At 48.0% G+C, this 17,502-nt stretch carries 18 protein-coding genes; 9 read left to right on the plus strand and 9 right to left on the minus strand.

Going from position 1 to position 17,502, the window contains the following annotated elements; genetic code table 11:
- The first annotated feature begins 224 nt into the window (after window positions 1-224).
- Window positions 225-1,184 (plus strand): transposase, encoded by a 960-nt coding sequence (locus LN341_RS15655; protein ID WP_234205837.1) that lies wholly within the window; start codon window positions 225-227, stop codon window positions 1,182-1,184.
- A gap of 267 nt (window positions 1,185-1,451) precedes the next feature.
- On the opposite strand, the gene LN341_RS15660 is transcribed toward LN341_RS15655, so the two are convergent.
- Window positions 1,452-2,372, minus strand: coding sequence for a LysR family transcriptional regulator (locus LN341_RS15660; protein WP_234205839.1), 921 nt, complete (start codon window positions 2,370-2,372; stop codon window positions 1,452-1,454).
- Window positions 2,373-2,477: 105 nt separating this feature from the next.
- On the opposite strand from LN341_RS15660, the gene LN341_RS15665 reads away from it, so the two are divergent.
- Window positions 2,478-2,933 (plus strand): DMT family transporter, encoded by a 456-nt coding sequence (locus LN341_RS15665; RefSeq protein ID WP_234205841.1) that lies wholly within the window; start codon window positions 2,478-2,480, stop codon window positions 2,931-2,933.
- Window positions 2,934-2,967: 34 nt separating this feature from the next.
- The gene (locus LN341_RS15670; RefSeq protein ID WP_234205843.1) at window positions 2,968-3,420 is read left to right on the plus strand and encodes a DMT family transporter; all 453 of its coding nucleotides are present in this window, start codon (window positions 2,968-2,970) and stop codon (window positions 3,418-3,420) included.
- A gap of 118 nt (window positions 3,421-3,538) precedes the next feature.
- Here LN341_RS15670 and LN341_RS15675 read toward each other — a convergent pair whose 3' ends face one another.
- The 3 genes from LN341_RS15675 to LN341_RS15685 form a co-directional block, all read right to left on the minus strand.
- Window positions 3,539-4,786: a cysteine desulfurase-like protein gene (locus LN341_RS15675; protein WP_234205845.1), complete on the minus strand. Its 1,248-nt coding sequence runs from the start codon at window positions 4,784-4,786 to the stop codon at window positions 3,539-3,541.
- Window positions 4,776-5,426: a 2OG-Fe dioxygenase family protein gene (locus LN341_RS15680; protein WP_120512880.1), complete on the minus strand. Its 651-nt coding sequence runs from the start codon at window positions 5,424-5,426 to the stop codon at window positions 4,776-4,778. The genes LN341_RS15675 and LN341_RS15680 overlap by 11 nt, the downstream gene beginning before the upstream one ends.
- 509 nt (window positions 5,427-5,935) lie before the next feature.
- Window positions 5,936-6,289, minus strand: a complete 354-nt coding sequence (locus LN341_RS15685; protein ID WP_234205847.1) for a hypothetical protein — start codon at window positions 6,287-6,289, stop codon at window positions 5,936-5,938.
- 136 nt (window positions 6,290-6,425) lie between these two features.
- Here LN341_RS15685 and LN341_RS15690 point away from each other — a divergent pair, with 136 nt between their 5' ends.
- Window positions 6,426-7,004, plus strand: coding sequence for a hypothetical protein (locus LN341_RS15690; RefSeq protein WP_046220198.1), 579 nt, complete (start codon window positions 6,426-6,428; stop codon window positions 7,002-7,004).
- Window positions 7,005-7,168: 164 nt separating this feature from the next.
- A complete protein-coding gene (locus tag LN341_RS15695; RefSeq protein ID WP_234205849.1) occupies window positions 7,169-8,335 on the plus strand; it encodes a cation:proton antiporter in 1,167 nt (388 codons plus the stop codon).
- Between the two features lie 8 nt (window positions 8,336-8,343).
- Here the strand turns inward: LN341_RS15695 and LN341_RS15700 are convergent, their stop codons facing one another.
- The gene (locus tag LN341_RS15700; RefSeq protein WP_052729952.1) at window positions 8,344-8,856 is read right to left on the minus strand and encodes a hypothetical protein; all 513 of its coding nucleotides are present in this window, start codon (window positions 8,854-8,856) and stop codon (window positions 8,344-8,346) included.
- Between the two features lie 151 nt (window positions 8,857-9,007).
- A complete protein-coding gene (locus LN341_RS15705) occupies window positions 9,008-9,415 on the minus strand; it encodes a hypothetical protein (protein ID WP_234205851.1) in 408 nt (135 codons plus the stop codon).
- Between the two features lie 380 nt (window positions 9,416-9,795).
- Between LN341_RS15705 and LN341_RS15710 the strand changes: the two genes are divergently transcribed.
- The 4 genes from LN341_RS15710 (at window position 9,796) to LN341_RS15725 (ending at window position 14,517) form a co-directional block, all read left to right on the plus strand.
- Window positions 9,796-10,839 (plus strand): GMP reductase, encoded by a 1,044-nt coding sequence (locus LN341_RS15710; protein ID WP_234205853.1) that lies wholly within the window; start codon window positions 9,796-9,798, stop codon window positions 10,837-10,839.
- A gap of 407 nt (window positions 10,840-11,246) precedes the next feature.
- Complete coding sequence (locus tag LN341_RS15715) at window positions 11,247-12,554, plus strand: mechanosensitive ion channel family protein (RefSeq protein WP_234205855.1); 1,308 nt, start codon at window positions 11,247-11,249, stop codon at window positions 12,552-12,554.
- A 439-nt stretch (window positions 12,555-12,993) separates the two neighbouring features.
- Window positions 12,994-13,389 (plus strand): PEGA domain-containing protein, encoded by a 396-nt coding sequence (locus LN341_RS15720; RefSeq protein ID WP_046220194.1) that lies wholly within the window; start codon window positions 12,994-12,996, stop codon window positions 13,387-13,389.
- 339 nt (window positions 13,390-13,728) lie between these two features.
- Window positions 13,729-14,517 carry a hypothetical protein gene (locus LN341_RS15725; protein WP_234205856.1) on the plus strand — a complete coding sequence of 263 codons (789 nt, stop codon included), beginning with the start codon at window positions 13,729-13,731 and terminating at the stop codon, window positions 14,515-14,517.
- Window positions 14,518-14,615: 98 nt separating this feature from the next.
- Here LN341_RS15725 and LN341_RS15730 read toward each other — a convergent pair whose 3' ends face one another.
- The 3 genes from LN341_RS15730 to LN341_RS15740 all read right to left on the minus strand — a co-directional run bounded on the left by LN341_RS15730 (window position 14,616) and on the right by LN341_RS15740 (window position 17,500).
- Entirely contained in the window at window positions 14,616-15,551 is a 936-nt protein-coding gene (locus tag LN341_RS15730; RefSeq protein ID WP_234205858.1) for a hypothetical protein, read from the minus strand.
- 101 nt (window positions 15,552-15,652) lie between these two features.
- Window positions 15,653-16,444 carry a VOC family protein gene (locus tag LN341_RS15735; protein WP_234205860.1) on the minus strand — a complete coding sequence of 264 codons (792 nt, stop codon included), beginning with the start codon at window positions 16,442-16,444 and terminating at the stop codon, window positions 15,653-15,655.
- Window positions 16,445-16,453: 9 nt separating this feature from the next.
- Window positions 16,454-17,500 (minus strand): ferritin-like protein, encoded by a 1,047-nt coding sequence (locus LN341_RS15740; protein WP_234205861.1) that lies wholly within the window; start codon window positions 17,498-17,500, stop codon window positions 16,454-16,456.
- Between the last annotated feature and the right edge of the window lie 2 nt (window positions 17,501-17,502).

Here is a 17,502-nt window from a genome sequence, read left to right on the forward strand (position 1 = left end):
TGATTAAAGCTCGCAATAGGCCCCATAGAGAGGACAGACACTTTACTTTAAAGCCCATAAAAGGACAGGCACTTTAAGTCAGATTCTGCGGATTACCTGAAAGTTACAACTACCTCAATTACACCACACTGCGTATCGCGTCGAATTTTTCACTATCCGACTTCTCATCCAACCCGTCTTTATATACTGTTCATACATCCAGTAACTTATTTGTGAACGCTTTCATGACAACAGCCAGACACCAGCAAATTTGCCTTGAAGCCACGGCCTATTATCACTGCATTTCCCGGTGTGTACGCCGCGCTTTCCTCTGCGGACAGGATGAAGAGTCCGGTGTCAGTTATGAGCATCGCCGTAGCTGGGTCGAAGACAGACTGTTTGCCTTAGCAAAAGTGTTTTGCATCGACCTCTGTGCTTACGCCATCATGAGTAATCACTATCACCTTGTACTACATGTAAACAAAGCCAAAGCCGACTCTTTGACTGACAGCGACGTCATTGATCGCTGGCTTTCATTTCACAATCCTCCCATCTTGATCCAACGTTATCTACGGGGAGATATTCGCACCCAGGCTGAATACAACGCAGTCTGTTCCATCATTCAGACCTGGCGGCAGCGTCTCTACAGCATCAGCTGGTTTATGCGGTTGCTCAATCAATTTGTTGCTACCGAAGCAAATAAAGAAGACGGCTGTAGCGGTCACTTCTGGGAAGGACGGTTCAAAAGTCAGGCCCTGCTGGATGATAAAGCACTTGCCGCGGCGATGGCGTATGTCGATTTAAACCCCATCCGTGCCGGTATCGCTGAAACACCGGAAACATCAGACTTCACGTCAGTTAAATCCCGTCTAGATAACTTGCACAGTCCCAAAGCCAGTTTGAGTTACCTCTATCCTTTTATTGGCCAAAACAACAGCACACAAGAAGGAATTCCCTATCACCTGGCGGATTATCTGGCGTTTCTCGACTGGACAGGCAGGTATTTTCATGAAGGAAAAACGGGACAGATTGCACACGACGCGCCACCCATTCTTAAGCGATTAGGATTGGATAGTTCACCTTGGCTGCGCACATACAAACAATTTGAGAAAGGCAGCATGATAGGGGCAAAGTCATCAATGAAAGCCAATTTGGCGTTAATGGGACGGAAACGAATGTCTGGTACTCAGTTACCAATAAATTAAACAGAGCTTGGCCAATCGTGAAAAAGCTTCAGCATTTGGCTTTTGACCAAGTCAGGTTAACGCATCTCTAATCCCCCCCTCATTTCTGGCGCCTTACTACATCGACATAATAGCCTCAACTTTCCCAGCAGCATCTGGCTACGCTTGCTATCAGTCTTATCCTTACAGACACCTTAGCTTTCCCATAAAAAATCCAAATGGTTAACTCATTCATTTGACTGTCCCATTTAGGTTTCAGCGACACAACAAGTAAAAGTGCCTGTCCTTTTAACTAAAGCTATCCCAACTTGGCTTATCCCCTCCCAGCTTCTCCACCAAAAAATCAATCAGCACCCTTACCTTCTCAGGTAAGTGCTTACGTTCTGGAAACATGGCGTAGACAGCATGCAGTGGTAACACATAATCTGGCATTACTGGAATCAATTTCCCTGAAGCTAAATCCGCCCCCACGATAAAGGTCGGCATCTGACAAATACCTAAGCCAGCAACCAAAGCATCTCGCAGCACTTCACTGTTATTAGCCTGGAAATTCCCTCTGGGCTGAATGCTCTCAACACCAGCTGGCCCGTCAAATCGCCACTCTGCACCGCCACGAAAATAGCTGTAATACAGGCAGTTATGATTCTGTAAATCCGCTGGTGACTGTGGCGTACCGTGCTTTTCCAAATAGTGCGGAGCTGCGCACAGCACACTTCGGCAAGACGCTAACCGCCGCGCAACGAGGCTGGATTCAGGGATATGACCAATACGAATCGAGAGATCATAACCCCCTTCGACAAGATCGACCATTTTGTCATCCAGTGACATCTCCAGTCGGATATCGGGATATCGTTGCAGAAACTCAGGGATCAACGGGCTGATATGCAGGCGCCCAAACGTCATCGGGACAGTCACTTTTAGCAGCCCGCTGGGATTGCCCTGCAACTGGCCGAGTTTATCTTCAGCTTCACAAGCAATTTTGTATGCGGCTCTGGCAGATTCAAAGTACTGCTCACCGGCATCGGTCAGACTCAGGCTGCGCGTTGTCCTGTTCAGTAAACGCGTCCCCAGTTTCGCCTCAAGGTGATTGATACGTTTACTGACTGCAGATTTAGTGATCCCCAACCGTTCAGCAGCTCCAGAAAAGCTGCCACATTCCACCACAGTGACAAAAACCGGGATGGTACTGAAAGTATCGTTATCACGCATTTGTATACTATTTCTCAACAGTGTTTTTCTATTGAACCCAATTATAAACTCTACAGACACAATATAAAATCCATCATAGACACGACACAATGAGTTGGATTATCCATGCTGAAATTATCCCCTGCGCTACTTGCGCTTTTTGCTGGTGCTATGTTGTCACTCATGATTTTGCTCAACAGCCAGTTGGCCGCACACAGCTCTCCTCTACTGGCCTCCTGGGTTGCACATGGCATAGGCGCAGCGTTTGCTGGCTTTATATTGTTTGTCTGTCATCTTCGGAGTAAACGAACTCGCCCGGCCCCCAGACCAGTTCCAAAGTGGGCTTATCTGGGCGGTATTCCCGGTGCATTTACCGTAATTCTGGCTGCGGCTACGGTGAATAGTCCGCTGGGTCTGTCGGGCTCTGTGGCTTTTATGCTGGTGGGACAGACACTTTTCGGGATGCTCAGTGATGTGTTCGGGCTGATGGGTTCGAAAAGAAGGAAATTATCTTCGCAAGATTTAGTCGTGGTGTGCTGCATTTTATCCGGCAGCATGCTGATCATTTTCACACCAAGCTGATTGCTGATAAATCACCGATTAATGAGGATAAACCATGGCGTTGTTCATTTTTCTTGCTGTACTCAACGGTATCTGTATTAGCCTGAGCCGCATCTTGAACGGAAGGTTAGGACTTGACCGAACAGCAATAACCTCTTCTTACTGGAACCATCTGATAGGTTTTATCTTCCTGTCATTATTGGTGCTGCTTGTGAATGGCAGCTCTTTCTCTTTACCACAAAATGCACCATTAAGTGCTTATGCAGGGGGAGTCATTGGTGTGCTATTTGTAACGATTAATAGCCTTGTGCTACCCAAAATTGGAGCGATGCGAACAAGCTTGCTGGTGATCAGCGGGCAAATGCTGGTAGGTGTTTTGCTTACCTTGATTTTGTTGTTCTTAAAGGGACAGACACTTTTGTATATGATCTGGCCTATCGCGGGAATGATATTGATTTTGCTCGGTGTGTATCTAAACCAGCAGCGCCAGGCCAACCCTGATGCTTAACTGGGTAGCATGCACTAAACAACAAAAAGCCCACGAAAAACGTGGGCTTTCGTTCGATCAGCTTAATGGCTTAAGCCTGTGACAGTGTTCTGCTAATTGCAGTAATCATTGTTATTTATTATTCAGAAACAGGGTTCAAAAACGGCGTTAACGCTTCAAAAAGTCGATCAATTTCTGCTTGAGTATTGTAGTGCATGAAACCAATTCGGACGACGCCACCACTTTCAAGCACTCCTAACTGCCGGCACAAGCCTAACGCATAAAAGTGACCGTTCCAGACGCACATATTCTGTTGACCCAGGTGGGAGGCTATATCCGACGGCGGTACATTATCAATACGTAGTGCAAAAGTCGGGGTACGTTCTGCGAGCCGTTTATCATCCTCGATACCCAGCAAAGTCACATTGCTGAATTTCCTGACCCAGCTCAAAAAATACTGGCTCAGCGATTCTTCATGAGACTGGTACTGAGTGTAACTGGCTGCCAGACGCTTGCGGAAGCTGTCTTGCGGATCGCCCCACTGTGCCAGATAGTCAATGGCAGCCACGACACCGGCCAACCCCTCAAAGTTCTGGGTTCCCGTTTCAAAACGTCCCGGACCGAGATCGGTCGCAGGTTCAACTTTATACGGCTTCAACGTCTGCAGCCACTGAGGTGCCACATAAACGATTCCCACATGCGGACCAAAGAACTTATAAGCTGAACACGCCAGAAAATCACAGCCCAGTGCCTGCACGTCTACCAGCTTGTGCGGGGCATAGTGCACTGCATCAACATAGACTTGCGCGCCAACACTGTGCGCAGCTTTAACAATGCGCGCAATGTCCACCAGCGAGCCAGTTGTATTCGACGCGTATGTGACGGCCACCAACCGCGTTTTATTATTCAGCAAAGATTCAAAGTGCTCGTAGTCTAACGTGCAGTCGGCTTGATTCACCCGAACCTGACGAACCAGTACCCCTTTGTCATCCGCCGCTTGCTGCCAGCTAGACACGTTCGAATAATGATCCAGGGACGTCACAATCACTTCGTCACCTTGCTTCCAGTCACGTGAAATAGCACGGCTGAGCTGAAAAGTCAGTGAGGTCATATTCGGACCAAAAACAATATTGTCGGGCGACGGCGCATTCAGTAATGCCTGAACAGACTGACGCGCCTTTGCCATGAGTGACACTGTCACCTCGCTAGAGAAAAACGAACCGCCCAGATTGGCATTATATCGACCAAGATAATCCGTCATGGCCTGTAAAACACTGGCAGGCACCTGTGCTCCACCCGGTCCGTCAAAGAAATACACAGGTGCATCATTTATCTGTTGAGCCAGTGCAGGAAACTGCTGACGAACACTCGAAACATCAAACTGCATACTGCGTCTCCCGGGCTGTCAGAACAAAGAGGTCCATATAGCCTTTTTTATCTTTCTTCACCGCTTTGATGGGCCGCGCGTTATGCCAGAGCTGATCGTCGGCCAGAATCGCGACCTCACCCTGCTCTAGCGCCATACTCAGAAAAGGCAGTTCATTCTTATTCTTGTAGACCAGAAACTCCCCACCCTCGATGTTTTCACGCCCAATCCCAATCACCGCAATGTGATTAAAACCATCCTGATGAACCCCTTCAGGCGCCACCTGAGTCTCGCCTTCCAGCGTAGCAATACGGATCTGATGAATTTCAATTTCCTGATCATCTGATAAGGCATTGGCGCGTTTGAACACTTCACACATTTCACGCATCCCGGCACTAAAGAGTATCTTGTCCTCCAAAGGCTCAAAAGTGCGGCTGACATTACCCTGAAAATGGTTAATGTCGTCAGATTGCACAAAAGCTCTGGGTGGCATGTGCAGTACACCATTGGCGGTCGCTTTCACAATGGAATAGCGGCGCAGACGATACTCGCCATCTGCATGCCCGGTTTTGGGTAAATGGTCAAACGAAGGGGAAAGCTCATTGATAGCCTGTCCGCTCAGTTGTGTGAGTTGAAAAGTACGATCCAGTGAAACATTCATTGCATCAGCTCCTCTTAGCAGCGCCTTATCCCTAGCAGTCCGCAACAGCGTCGGACACTCTCCCATTTGCATCGAACTGCAAACAAGAGATTAACAATTCAGTTACAAGCTAGGGTAAAGGAAAATTCGATAATGCCAAGACCTTGCAGATGTAAACTTCGACATATGGGTAAAATTAAGAATATCCAACCAATAAAGTGATTATGACTGGCCTAACAAACTGGTATTTTAATCTTGCATCACCAAAAAGCAGTGTTCCTTGCTAGGAAAAATCGTAACCCATTGATTTTTATTGTGTAATGGTTTGACACTCTAGCGGTGGCACTTGTGTGAACTCGTCAAAAAGCCAGCATAAAATACCGTTTGTGATGTGTATCCCACCAAAAATATTGATATTTTCTGCATGTACAGAGGAAACGAAAACGCAGAGTGCAAAAAAAACCTCCTGCCATTTCTGACAGAAGGTATGCAAATCTGGAGGATAATGAACGGAACAGTCTGGTGGCAGCTTAAGGGCGGTATGGGGTGTAAACGTAATTGTCACCAGATTTTTTATAAAATGCGTTATCAATAATCGCATAGGTAATGCCAGAGACCACAGCAAAGGTCACCAGTTCGGGTAAATTGGTACGGTGATATTCCCTGCGTGGGCGTTCCTTAATGACGACAACATCATGGTGGTGATAATGTCTTACCGGTTTACGATGATGATGGTGTCTGTGCTTATGTTTATGCTTATAGTATTTTTTATAACCATGATCATAACCATGGTCTCTGCCACCGTGATCTCTGCCACCATGGGCAAAACTGGTTGCTGGTGCAATCAGAGACAAGCACAAAATACCAATCCATAGAGTTTTCATATAACACTACCTGTTTTTCTACATATGTGTACAGCGTACATATAGCTTGGTAAAGCAGTGTCAACCGCAAGTAAACCTTAAGTAAAATCGCGCTTACATTCACTCAACATACTGCATACAAAGAAGATCGACACATATGCCTGAAAAAACACACAATATCACCGAAGATACCACGCAACACCTTATCGGGCTGGGATGTCCCGACTTTTCCTTAGCTGCCTATATCGAACACCGGCCAGGTATGCCCGGGATGGCATGTTTGGATCAATTACAGCCTGCGGCTTCAGGCGAAATACAGGCTATCGGCCAGGCGTGCGGTAACGGCTGGCGAAAAGTATTCAATGTGTACGCCAAGCTGATTTATGCCCTCGACAGCAAGGTGTTTCCTCATTCAACGAATGCACCGAGTTGGCAGTCATTCAGAGATGAGTTCCTTCTCCAGCAATCCAGCCAAACCGCGCTGTTATTCAATCCGCCCATTCTTGATGCATCAGACACCGCCCCTCGCTACCACATCATGATGGGCAGAACCTACGCCAAGAAACTGATCCACGAAGAGAAACTGACAGTGCCTCTCATCTGGCTGGATAATGAATTCGCAATTAACCGCGAACACCGACTGGTCATCTGTCCCTACTTTGATTATCGCCAGCTCTCCAATAGCAAAATAGAGCGATTGGCGAATATCCTTGCCGGATTTTCCTGCCACACATAAATGTCTGTCCCTCTATGGCACTATGGCATCCGATCAGCCCGTCACAATTGTGACTGTCCCGTTAAAGCAGTATCCGATTTACCCGTCGCAATCGTGTCTGTCCCACCAAAGCATCTATGCTTTTAAGGGATCAACAAGCCTGATTTCTGTCGTATGGGTGCTGTATGTTAAATGAACTGCAAACCATGATTTTCGAACTCGGGATCATTGTGGTCAGTTCAGCGTTAATCGGCACAATGTTCCTGTACGCCCGCCAGCCCATCATTCTGGCGTACATCGTTGCCGGCATTGCCCTTGGCCCGAGTGGCTTAGGCTTGCTGAATGACAACGACCGAATCATCCAGTTCGGCCAATTCGGTGTCATCCTCTTACTGTTCCTGCTTGGCCTGAATCTGCAACCCTTCAAACTGCTGACTCTCTTTAAAGAAAGCGCCCTGATCACACTGGGGACCTGCTGTCTCTTTTTTCTGGTCACATTAGGGTTTTGCTTGCTGATCGACCTGTCCCTTGGCGATTCACTTGTGGCAGCCGCCGCGCTGATGTTTTCAAGTACCGTCATTGGGTTGAAATTAATCCCGACCACTACCCTTCACCATCAACGTGTGGGCGAAGTCATGACCAGCGTGCTACTGATACAGGACATACTGGCTATCATTGTGATTCTGTTTCTGAATGTGCGTGAACCAGATGCCATGATCAGCGCCTTTATGCTCATCCTGCTGAAATTAGGATTGCTCTGCCTGCTGGCCTATTTAGGCGTCCGCTATCTGGTGCTCCCGCTGTTTCGTCGTTTTGATGTGATTCAGGAATACACCTTTGTTACCGCACTGGCATGGTGTTTGCTGTGGGCGGAAACGGGTCACCTGGCGGGTTTATCCTATGAAATCGGGGCATTTGTAGCCGGGCTGTCTATAGCCATCAGCCGGGTTTCGCAAGCCATTTCTCTGCACCTGAAACCCTTGAGGGAATTTTTTCTGATATTATTTTTCTTCGCGGTGGGCGCAAAAATGGACATCACACAAGGCGGTACTGTACTGCTTTGGGGTGGGCTATTTGGAATGCTGCTGGTGGCAGTAAAAGCAGCAGGTTTCATGATTGCGCTAAAACTGGCAAAGGAAAAAGCGCCTCAGGAGCTGTCTGCCCGGCTCAGTCAAGCCAGCGAGTTCTCGCTATTGCTGGCTTATTCGGCCCTAACCGCCGGTCTGGTTTCCGAGCAGGGAATGCTCTTTATTCAAGCCGCGACCCTCATGACTTTCATCCTGTCCACTTATTGGGTCGTAAGCCGCTTTCCTACACCCATCTCAAGTGCGAGCAACCTGCGCAAAGACTGATTGCTCGGTCAGGCTGCCTGGCGCTGGCATTGCATAGAGAAATGATTCTGCGGAGTAATGTGATACCACATTTCGAACTGCGCTGCGTTTTTACCTTTCATCACCGGCTGCAAGAAGATGCGGTAACCCATGAGATCGCGCTGCGCATCATAACCAAAAGGATTAGCCTGATTGGGGTCTGACAGAATTTCCCGTTTCATTGATAAAGGTTTTAAACGGTATTCACCTTCCAGCGACTCAAGGTGATAGTCGACAAATAAGTTGAATTCCAGCTCAGTTTTGCCCTGATCCTGATAGCGAATCCATTCTTTAGAGCTGACTTTTCCATCATGATGAAAGTCATAATTCACCCAGCTCTCTTCCTTATCTGATGCCTTCTCATCCGGCAGGCACTGCCACTTACCCACCAACTCTGACATGGATGCCAGATCCGTGGTGGCGTGCACATTGCTGGCCAGCCCAAACTGAGTCGCCAGCAACAAAGATACGGCCAGAGATCTGCCCTGCGTCCATGAGTTCATCCATTCACCTACATGATTATTGTCAGATTCATTTCCTAACATAGCGAACTTAAGATAATGTCTCCACAAGCTTTTACCAAAATCAGACATTAAAAAAGGAGCCATCGCTCCTTTTAAATATTCAGTCGTCATTCAGGCCATAATTCAGCGCTTAAGATGACTTTGCCTGAAATTGCCCAGCATGCGTTGCGGCTTGGGTTTTCTCAGTGCCGCTCGTCTTGTTTGCCAGCCTTTCTGCTATATTAGCCAGTAAATGTTTGACCGGCACAATCGGCCCCATCATATTCACCCGCATCGCAGACCCCACGGCCCCCAAATGCAACTCCGAGACGTCAGAGGCCGAGTAGTTGTACTTATAGTTAAACTTGTCGATCGCTAGATGAAGCAGATCAAACTCCTTCCTGTGACAAGAAATATATGCACGCCAATACATAGCATCCAGAACTTCATCAGACGAGTAAGCCCGCAGAATAAAGCGCCAGCTGCCATCTTCACCGTAGAAATCCAGCGGGAATATCTGTTTTGTTTTTCTTTTGTTAAACAAGGTAAATCGATCCACTTAGCCAGCGAGACTCATAGGATTATCCAAGGATTGAAACAGATTGGAAGCAAAAAATAATAAATTTGACATTCGGATTCAGGAAGTCATCCGCGTCTGGTTATGAAGTGATTTGAATGCTTGAGGATTCACCAAAACGCCACCTGATTGTAGGAGTCGGGGTAAAACGTCTGGATGCAATCTTCGGGAGGATACCATAAAAAAAATGCATTTTTCAGGCTTGTAGAAAAAATAACTGCGCCTATAATGCTGAAAACCGGAGCGTCTGCCAACGCTCCGGTTTTTTTGTGCCTGCTCTTCAGGAAACTTGCTATCTGCCAATAGCGCATTACTGACGAGCAATATCCGATAATCACAGAGAAGATAAAGAAGGAACTTCCATGCGTATCGAACAAGACCTGAAACTGGGATTCAAAGATGTACTGTTTCGCCCGAAACGTTCAACCCTGAAAAGCCGATCTCAAGTTGAATTAACCCGCGATTTTACATTCAAGCATAGCGGTCGTCAATGGTCAGGCGTTCCTATTATTGCCGCCAATATGGACTCAGTCGGCAGCTTTGACATGGCTAAAGCACTGGCAAAACACAATGTCATGACCGCCATTCACAAACACTATAGTGTTGAGGACTGGGCCAGTTTCATTCAAGAAAACAGTGCTGATGTCCTGAAACACGCCATGGTCTCAACCGGTACATCAGATGCTGATTTTCAGAAAACCAAAGACATCATGGCGCTGACCGACGATCTGATGTTTATCTGCATTGATATTGCAAACGGTTACTCTGAGCACCTGGTCGAGTACGTGGAAAAAGTCCGTAAAGCATTCCCTGATAAAGTCATCAGCGCGGGTAACGTCGTCACCGGCGACATGGTGGAAGAGCTGATTCTGGCGGGTGCAGACATCGTCAAAGTGGGTATCGGCCCGGGTTCAGTGTGCACCACTCGAGTGAAAACCGGTGTCGGCTACCCGCAACTGTCTGCCATTATCGAATGTGCGGATGCCGCACACGGCCTGGGTGGACAGATCATTGGCGACGGCGGCTGCACCTGCGCCGGTGATGTCTCGAAAGCCTTCGGCGGCGGCGCCGATTTCGTGATGCTGGGCGGCATGCTGGCCGGCCATGAAGAAAGCAACGGCGAAATCGTTGAAAAAGACGGCCAGCAATTCATGAAATTTTACGGGATGTCATCCCAGAGCGCGATGGACAAGCATTCTGGCGGTGTTGCCAACTACCGTGCCGCTGAAGGAAAAACCGTCCTATTGCCTTACCGTGGCCCGGTTGAAAACACTATCCAGGATATCATGGGCGGCGTGCGCTCAACCTGCACCTACGTTGGCGCGGCGAAGCTTAAAGAGCTAACCAAACGCACCACTTTCATCCGTGTTCGTGAGCAAGAAAATAACGTGTACGGGAAAGAATAACTCGGTTTTTTCGAAGTATTTAAGGCCGCTTTTAAGTGGCCTTTTTTATACCCCAAATAGCCAAGTGTCTACAAAGTGTCTACACCTGAGAAATTTTTCTTTCTCCTCTGGCCTTGATTATTCCAACAGCTATGCCTTCATATTTCAAAAATCTAATATGGCGAAACAGCGACTAAGGCCGAGAGTGTTAAACACACGCATTTAGATAACCAATACAGAGATTACGAACTGGGATTATTTAGTAGCACCACACGAAGTGAATCGTTTAATGAAACCTATAACCTCCCCAATCAGCACTTCACACAATCCCCCACTCCACCCAGATTTAACATTTCCCCTCATGTTGAACAGCCGCTATCCATGCTACATTGACGGCCTGTTTGTGATTTATGGCAGCACTATTTTTCATGCTTACTGAATGGTTTACTTCTCACAATATTCATATTGAACAACTGATTGATCTCGGCGAGGTGCTAGGATTGATCGCCGGTATCTCTGTCGTCATTCATTTCATCCTGCACCGCGGTGTGATTCTGTGGCTGAACCGGTTTACCGGGCATAGCGAAACGCTCTGGCACCAAGCTGTGTTTGGCAAAAAGCTCTTCAGCCGGTTTGCTCTGCTGATTCAGGGCATTGTGATTGCGGTGCAAACGCACTTGTGGCTGTCTGACGACAGCGCCGTGTATGAGATTTTGCAAACTTTCACGTCGCTGTGGATCGTGCTGTACAGCTTACTGACACTCTACGCGGTATTGGGTGTGATTGAAGTGCTGTTAAGCCGGACGCAGGCTGGCCGCAATATGCCGTTGCGAGGCATTTCGCAGAGTCTGAAAATCATCTTTTTTGTGGTTGCAGCCCTGCTGAGTACCTCGATTTTGATCGGTAAATCTCCGGTCATACTGCTCAGCGGTCTGGGTGCGATGACCGCAGTGATCATGTTGGTGTTTAAAGATCCGATTCTGGGACTGGTGGCAGGCATTCAGTTATCCGCCAATAAAATGCTCAGTGTTGGCGACTGGCTGGAAATGCCGAAATACGGTGCCGACGGTGATGTGATTGATATCAGTCTGACCACGGTGAAAGTGCAGAACTGGGATAAAACCATTACCACGATTCCGACTTATGCGCTGATTTCAGACTCATTTAAAAACTGGAAAGGCATGCAGCAGTCAGGCGGACGCCGTATTAAGCGCAGCGTGCTGATTGACGCCACCAGCGTGCACTTTCTGGCCGATAACGAGATTCGCTATCTGGAAAAAGCTCAGCTGCTTGAGCCGTATATCAAACATAAAGTGGCAGAGATCAATCAGTACAACGAGCAAAAGAAGTCGGATTTAGGCTGCCGTATCAATGGCCGCCGCTTAACGAACCTTGGCAGTTTCCGTGCGTATCTGGAACGCTATCTTCGCCAGCACCCGAATATTCATCAACACATGACATTAATGGTGCGCCAACTGCCGCCTTCACACGAAGGGATATCGCTGGAAATTTACTGCTTTACCAATACCACGGTCTGGGTGGAATACGAGCAGATCCAGTCGGATATTTTTGATCACCTGTATGCCGTGCTGCCCGAGTTCGGATTACGCGTCTCGCAAGCGCCAACCGGCAGTGATTTTCGCGAATGGCACTATGCCAGAAGCTCAGCCACCCCACAGGGGATCGCATCCGATACGCGTTCAGCGCAAATATCTGAACCGATGAAGATGAATTAAAGACGCAAATGAGTCAGGGCAGACTGAATCTGTCTGTCCTGACTGAACCTGATTATTGCGATGCTTTAAAAAGAATAATTAGTCACATCTTATTTTTTAATCGATGCTCAGCATTATTCTTTCTATCCTCTTTCGCTCTGAGATTATAAACAACCCACTCTTTATCAAAAGGCACCCGATTTACTTTTCACGCTGCCATTTTGAATAGCCAAGCAATAAATCGAAATAAAACACCCCGCTATGTGCACAACAGAAAATCCATATAGAGCACTGATATTAATAGATTTATTCACAAAACCGCTTCTAGTTTATTGTATTTCATGTACAATCCCGTCCGACATTTTCATCAACCACTTAGATTAGTTTTTGGTGAATTATCTTTTTGATACGCCCTTTTCTGTCGTATCCCTTTCAACAACTCACAAACCCAAGGTAAACAATGAAAAAGCTGTTTTGTTTATTTATTGCTCTGTTCATGCTGAATGGCTGCGCGGCCATGTTTAGCGGTACCAGCCAGGAAGTCAGCATTCGCAGTAAAAGCCCGAATGCGAAAATTTATGTTAATGAGCGCTATATGGGCCAGGGCCAGGTTCTGACGTCGTTTAAAAAGAAAGAAGAATACACAATCCGTGTAGAAGAAAACGGTTGCGAGTCAGTGATCCCAGTGTCTAAATCTTTTGATGCCACCACACTGCTGGGTATTTTCATCGACTACGGCCTTGTCTCAATCCTGGTGATTGATGGCGCGGCAACAGGTTCATGGCAGGAATTTGATCAAACCAACTACCTGGTTGATGCAGAATGTCAGGCTGAAGCCGTCACCGCTGCTATCTGATTGATCTCTCCTTATTGACAATCATTCCCCCGCTAAGACAAGAGCAATCCTATTCAGGATTGCTCTGTGAATATCAGAGTTCATTCACCACAAAAATCAACCCAAGAGTGCCTGTCCTGTTAATTTGGTTCATGACGCAAAAGTGTCTGTCCCTCTAATTTCTTCCGTTACTACTGAGCCATAAACGTGCCTGTCCTGCTAACTTCTAAAGTGTCTGTCCCGTTAATTTCCGGCACCGGAACAAGGATGAATTCTTCGAACAGCTTCACTAAATTCTGATGAAATAACAGTCAGCCCAAGCACCTGTGATAGCCTGAACCGTCTAATCTTTGGAGAGCAATGATGGTTAAATTTTTATTTCTCGCACTTCCATTTTTTATCGTATTTGGCGTACATGCTGAAGCTGGTAACGCACATGCGGGTTACACGAAAATAGATGAAGTGGACGGCAGGATGGTCAGTTACTTTAATTTTCGTGCCGAAAATATCACTGAAAACCGGGCCATTACCTCTTTTTATCCGCTATCCATCCAAAGCTATTCAAATGTCTCTCAACGAAGAAAAAGCCTTGCTGTGATTGCAGAGAATCTCTCTCAGACAGCATCCAATGATTATTTATTGCAGTTCAGCAACGACGAGATCGATGGCGACATCCTGTTTTTCTTAACCTATGGCTTAGGCATTCTGAGTACCCGGAAAGAATTAGTTCAGGGCGTAACACTCACATCGAATGATGCCTTCAGGGTGAAAGCAAAGCTGAATGAAACCTATCAACAGGTCTCTGAAAAATTAACGGCGAGAAATTTTCTCTCGTCCCTGACCCGATCAAAATCAGGCAACCTGGCGGTCTATTTTGACTGGGAAGGCGATTGCAGCCAGATGGCGCCAAAAACGACAACGACGATTCCGGTGAATAACGTCGCGGTGAATATGACCGTTTGGTGCGATGCTAAATCCAATGCACTGACTGCCACACCCAACTCGCGTGAAGACTTGCAGTCTGTCTATGACATCTTCTCAATGAACGAATGGGCGACCATACAACTGCCGCAAACACAGCATGAGGTCAGATTCTGGGTGGCTGGATTTCAGCAAAGCTGGGCATCGGCAAATCAGAAAGACCTGTAACCTGAATCGGGACAGACGAGATAACCTGTCTGTCCCGATAATCTTACTGCACAACAACCACCAAAGAGCCCACAAGAGTACCTGTCCCGTTAACGTGATTACTCACCCGATGGTCTGAGACGTGGTGCTTTCAAGTCACTCCAGACACCAGCGCCGCGTTTTTCCGGCACGGCCTGCAGTGCTTTGTTGTCCTGCTGGGCCTGATACGTAAACAGCTGACACTTGGGCAAAGGCTGCGCTGTACACATCTGGCCGACTGTGTCCCAGGTATCTGCTGCCTGAGGTTGTTGCTTACGAAAACTGGTGTAGTTCTGACTGACAATAGGGGCTTTTGCGGTTTGCGAATCTCCCGAGAAATAGAAAGACTGCGGATGTCTGTACCATTCGCCGGTCGCAGCGTCAGGCGACAGTGCTTGATTGAATGCATAACCAAACAAGATCGGCTCCGGTCCTTGCAGGGTCAGCGCATAGGCCTGTACTGATCCATTCAGCAACGCGCTCCGGTTGGCGCTATACGGTAAGTGCTTGATAAAATCCCGGCGAGGCGGATGATTTTGCGGCGAGAACAAACAACATTCCGGCATATCGGCTGGCCTGTCTTCCGGATAAGTCAGGAAGTACGCCTTATTTCCGAGAGACACAAACGAGCAGGAATATTCGTTATTTTCTATCGGGAAAATGGGCAGGCAGTATTTGTGATAATGCTCCATCATTGCCCCTTCACCATCACCGTCTGCTGGTTTGTATGTGCTGTCGTAATAGGTCGTGCCGTATGACACCGTATAATCCTGCGGACTCAGTGTAGAAGGCGGGTTGGTGTAAGGCGGCGGATTATCCGCATAGTTCTGGAACACCCGGAACATGGTCCAGTCGCTGATCCAGTACTCCGGATACTGAGGATCGCTCGGATCGCCCGCCTGACGCTGTGGCAGGCAGTTAGACGCAGGCTGACAGCCAAAATCATTATGCACACCCATCGTAAAATACACATCCGGGGCATCATCATTGTCAGCAGCATGAACAGCGCTACTCATAACTCCTGCAACCAGAGCGCCGACTGCCAGGACATGAGAACTCAGGGCGCCGGGCGTCAGAGTACTGAACAGCAAACCTCTTTTTTCTGAACAAAACAAACTCATGGCTTCACTCCCTGAATCCGGCGAATTAATCCCAGCTGATTGCGCTGCGGGTCGGTAAACATGGCAATCGACACCATTTCATCCCCTAAGGGCACTGTGACTTCCGGCATAATCACTTCACCGCCCATCTGAGCAATCTTCTCTAAGCTGAGGGCGATATCGTCCACCTTGATATAAAAACCGGCGTACGCATGAAATCCGGGCTGATCGCTGACTTTCGCAATGCCGCCGCTCAGTGTCGCGTTCTGGTCGGTACTGATGGTATAAAAAGGCGCTTCCGCAGAGCCCGTCATCTCAATCGCCCAGTCAAACAAGGGCCGATAAAAACGCTCGACCAATGCCGAAGGATTCGCTGTCACGATTTCATTGAAATCAAAGGGCGTTTCGGGAAGCGCTGCTACCTGCCCGGCTCGCGTTACCGCTTTCATCACCCCAAAGTGGTTTCCCTGCGGATCGCACAGCACAGCCAGACGGTACTGCCATTCCCCGAGCGAAGACGCCATTGCGGGCATCACGATCTGAGCGCCAAACGATACTGCTTTTGGCAAAAATGTATCGATCGCCTCAACCTGAATATAAAACAGCGTATTTTGAGAAAACCCCGGTTCGTCCGAGGTTTTTGTCAGCAGACCAACCGGTGCACAGCCCGGTGTGGAAGATCGGATAGCGTACAGGGTTCCCTGATCATCAATACGTTGAAACTGCCAGCCAAAGACCTCGCCATAAAAATGGCTGAGGTCATAGGGGGATGGCGTGACAATCTCGTGGAAAACAAACGGATTCGTCATACGCCAGCCTCATACATTGGTCGTTACATACTGAAATGGCGGCGCGGCAAACTCGCCATTGCCCAAATCGATTGTGACCATTTTTTGTACACTTAATCGCAGTTCATACATCAGCCCCATGGCATGATCCAACTGTTGCGGCTCACCGTTGAAGGTGTGATGCAATGAGTTCAGCAAAGATGAGTAAGTGTAATTAGTTTGCTCCGCGTAGCGCCGGGCCACACTGCCCTCAGGATAATCCTGCGCCTTGGCATTGTGCCGGAGGTTGTATACATCCTCCGGATTGAGCGGCACGGGTTCGCCGCTGAATGACCAGCCAACCGGTGAACTGGCATCTTTGACCAGGCGTTTGCCATAATAAATTTCGGCAAATCGGTAATAGTGCGCCAGCTCACCTTCTTCATCGGTCGGCGATTTACTGCTGCCCTCCCCCTGCTCAACAATCAGTTTAAGTGCGCTGCAAGCAGTTTCCACATCGGTTACGGCCCATAATTCATCCGCCGGAAACCACTTGGTGTCAGCCAGCTGGCGGCTGGGATCGCCGGTAAAAATGCTGTTTCCCAATTGCACGATTTTGTCGATAATCGCCTGATAAAACTCACCAATCGTGGCGTAATTGGCATCTGCCTGGAGCATACGGGTTACTGGGATATCAATGGGGTTTTCCGGCTCTTCGATGGCCATGAACACGGTTTTCACCTGCTCTTTGGTCAACGGTGCCAGGGTGGCAATTAACCCTCTGTCTTCCCCCACCCCCATAGGCAGGGGACCGGGAAACGTCGGAACAAAATCGGGCTTGTTGATTTGCGGCGCACCGCCAATTGCATTGAGCACATTACAGGCAATGCTCATGTGCAGCATTTCTTCAATCACCACACTGCGGACTATATTGCCGGCTTCGACATTCTGCGCCTGTTTCAGCGAGAACAAACCGGTCAGATACACAGGCACTGTCGCGTGTTCAAGCTCGATCGCGCTTTGCAGATACTCACGCAATTCGCTCACTTCGGAAATATCGCGAATTTTATCAATGATTTGTCTTTTGAGTTTCAACATGT

The sequence above is a fragment of the Photobacterium sp. TLY01 genome, from assembly GCF_021432065.1.
In the GTDB taxonomy this organism is placed as follows: domain Bacteria; phylum Pseudomonadota; class Gammaproteobacteria; order Enterobacterales; family Vibrionaceae; genus Photobacterium; species Photobacterium halotolerans_A.

Bases quoted from the DNA above. Each gene is read 5' to 3' on its own strand.
- LN341_RS15700 (WP_052729952.1), bottom strand. From the start codon at position 8,856: ATGAACTCATGGACGCAGGGCAGATCTCTGGCCGTATCTTTGTTGCTG.
- LN341_RS15665 (WP_234205841.1), top strand. From the start codon at position 2,478: ATGCTGAAATTATCCCCTGCGCTACTTGCGCTTTTTGCTGGTGCTATG.
- LN341_RS15725 (WP_234205856.1), top strand. From the start codon at position 13,729: ATGATGGTTAAATTTTTATTTCTCGCACTTCCATTTTTTATCGTATTT.
- LN341_RS15690 (WP_046220198.1), top strand. From the start codon at position 6,426: ATGCCTGAAAAAACACACAATATCACCGAAGATACCACGCAACACCTT.
- LN341_RS15715 (WP_234205855.1), top strand. From the start codon at position 11,247: ATGCTTACTGAATGGTTTACTTCTCACAATATTCATATTGAACAACTG.
- LN341_RS15740 (WP_234205861.1), bottom strand. From the start codon at position 17,500: ATGTTGAAACTCAAAAGACAAATCATTGATAAAATTCGCGATATTTCC.
- LN341_RS15655 (WP_234205837.1), top strand. From the start codon at position 225: ATGACAACAGCCAGACACCAGCAAATTTGCCTTGAAGCCACGGCCTAT.
- LN341_RS15730 (WP_234205858.1), bottom strand. From the start codon at position 15,551: ATGAGTAGCGCTGTTCATGCTGCTGACAATGATGATGCCCCGGATGTG.
- LN341_RS15720 (WP_046220194.1), top strand. From the start codon at position 12,994: ATGAAAAAGCTGTTTTGTTTATTTATTGCTCTGTTCATGCTGAATGGC.
- LN341_RS15660 (WP_234205839.1), bottom strand. From the start codon at position 2,372: ATGCGTGATAACGATACTTTCAGTACCATCCCGGTTTTTGTCACTGTG.
- LN341_RS15710 (WP_234205853.1), top strand. From the start codon at position 9,796: ATGCGTATCGAACAAGACCTGAAACTGGGATTCAAAGATGTACTGTTT.
- LN341_RS15695 (WP_234205849.1), top strand. From the start codon at position 7,169: ATGTTAAATGAACTGCAAACCATGATTTTCGAACTCGGGATCATTGTG.
- LN341_RS15680 (WP_120512880.1), bottom strand. From the start codon at position 5,426: ATGAATGTTTCACTGGATCGTACTTTTCAACTCACACAACTGAGCGGA.
- LN341_RS15670 (WP_234205843.1), top strand. From the start codon at position 2,968: ATGGCGTTGTTCATTTTTCTTGCTGTACTCAACGGTATCTGTATTAGC.
- LN341_RS15675 (WP_234205845.1), bottom strand. From the start codon at position 4,786: ATGCAGTTTGATGTTTCGAGTGTTCGTCAGCAGTTTCCTGCACTGGCT.
- LN341_RS15685 (WP_234205847.1), bottom strand. From the start codon at position 6,289: ATGAAAACTCTATGGATTGGTATTTTGTGCTTGTCTCTGATTGCACCA.
- LN341_RS15735 (WP_234205860.1), bottom strand. From the start codon at position 16,444: ATGACGAATCCGTTTGTTTTCCACGAGATTGTCACGCCATCCCCCTAT.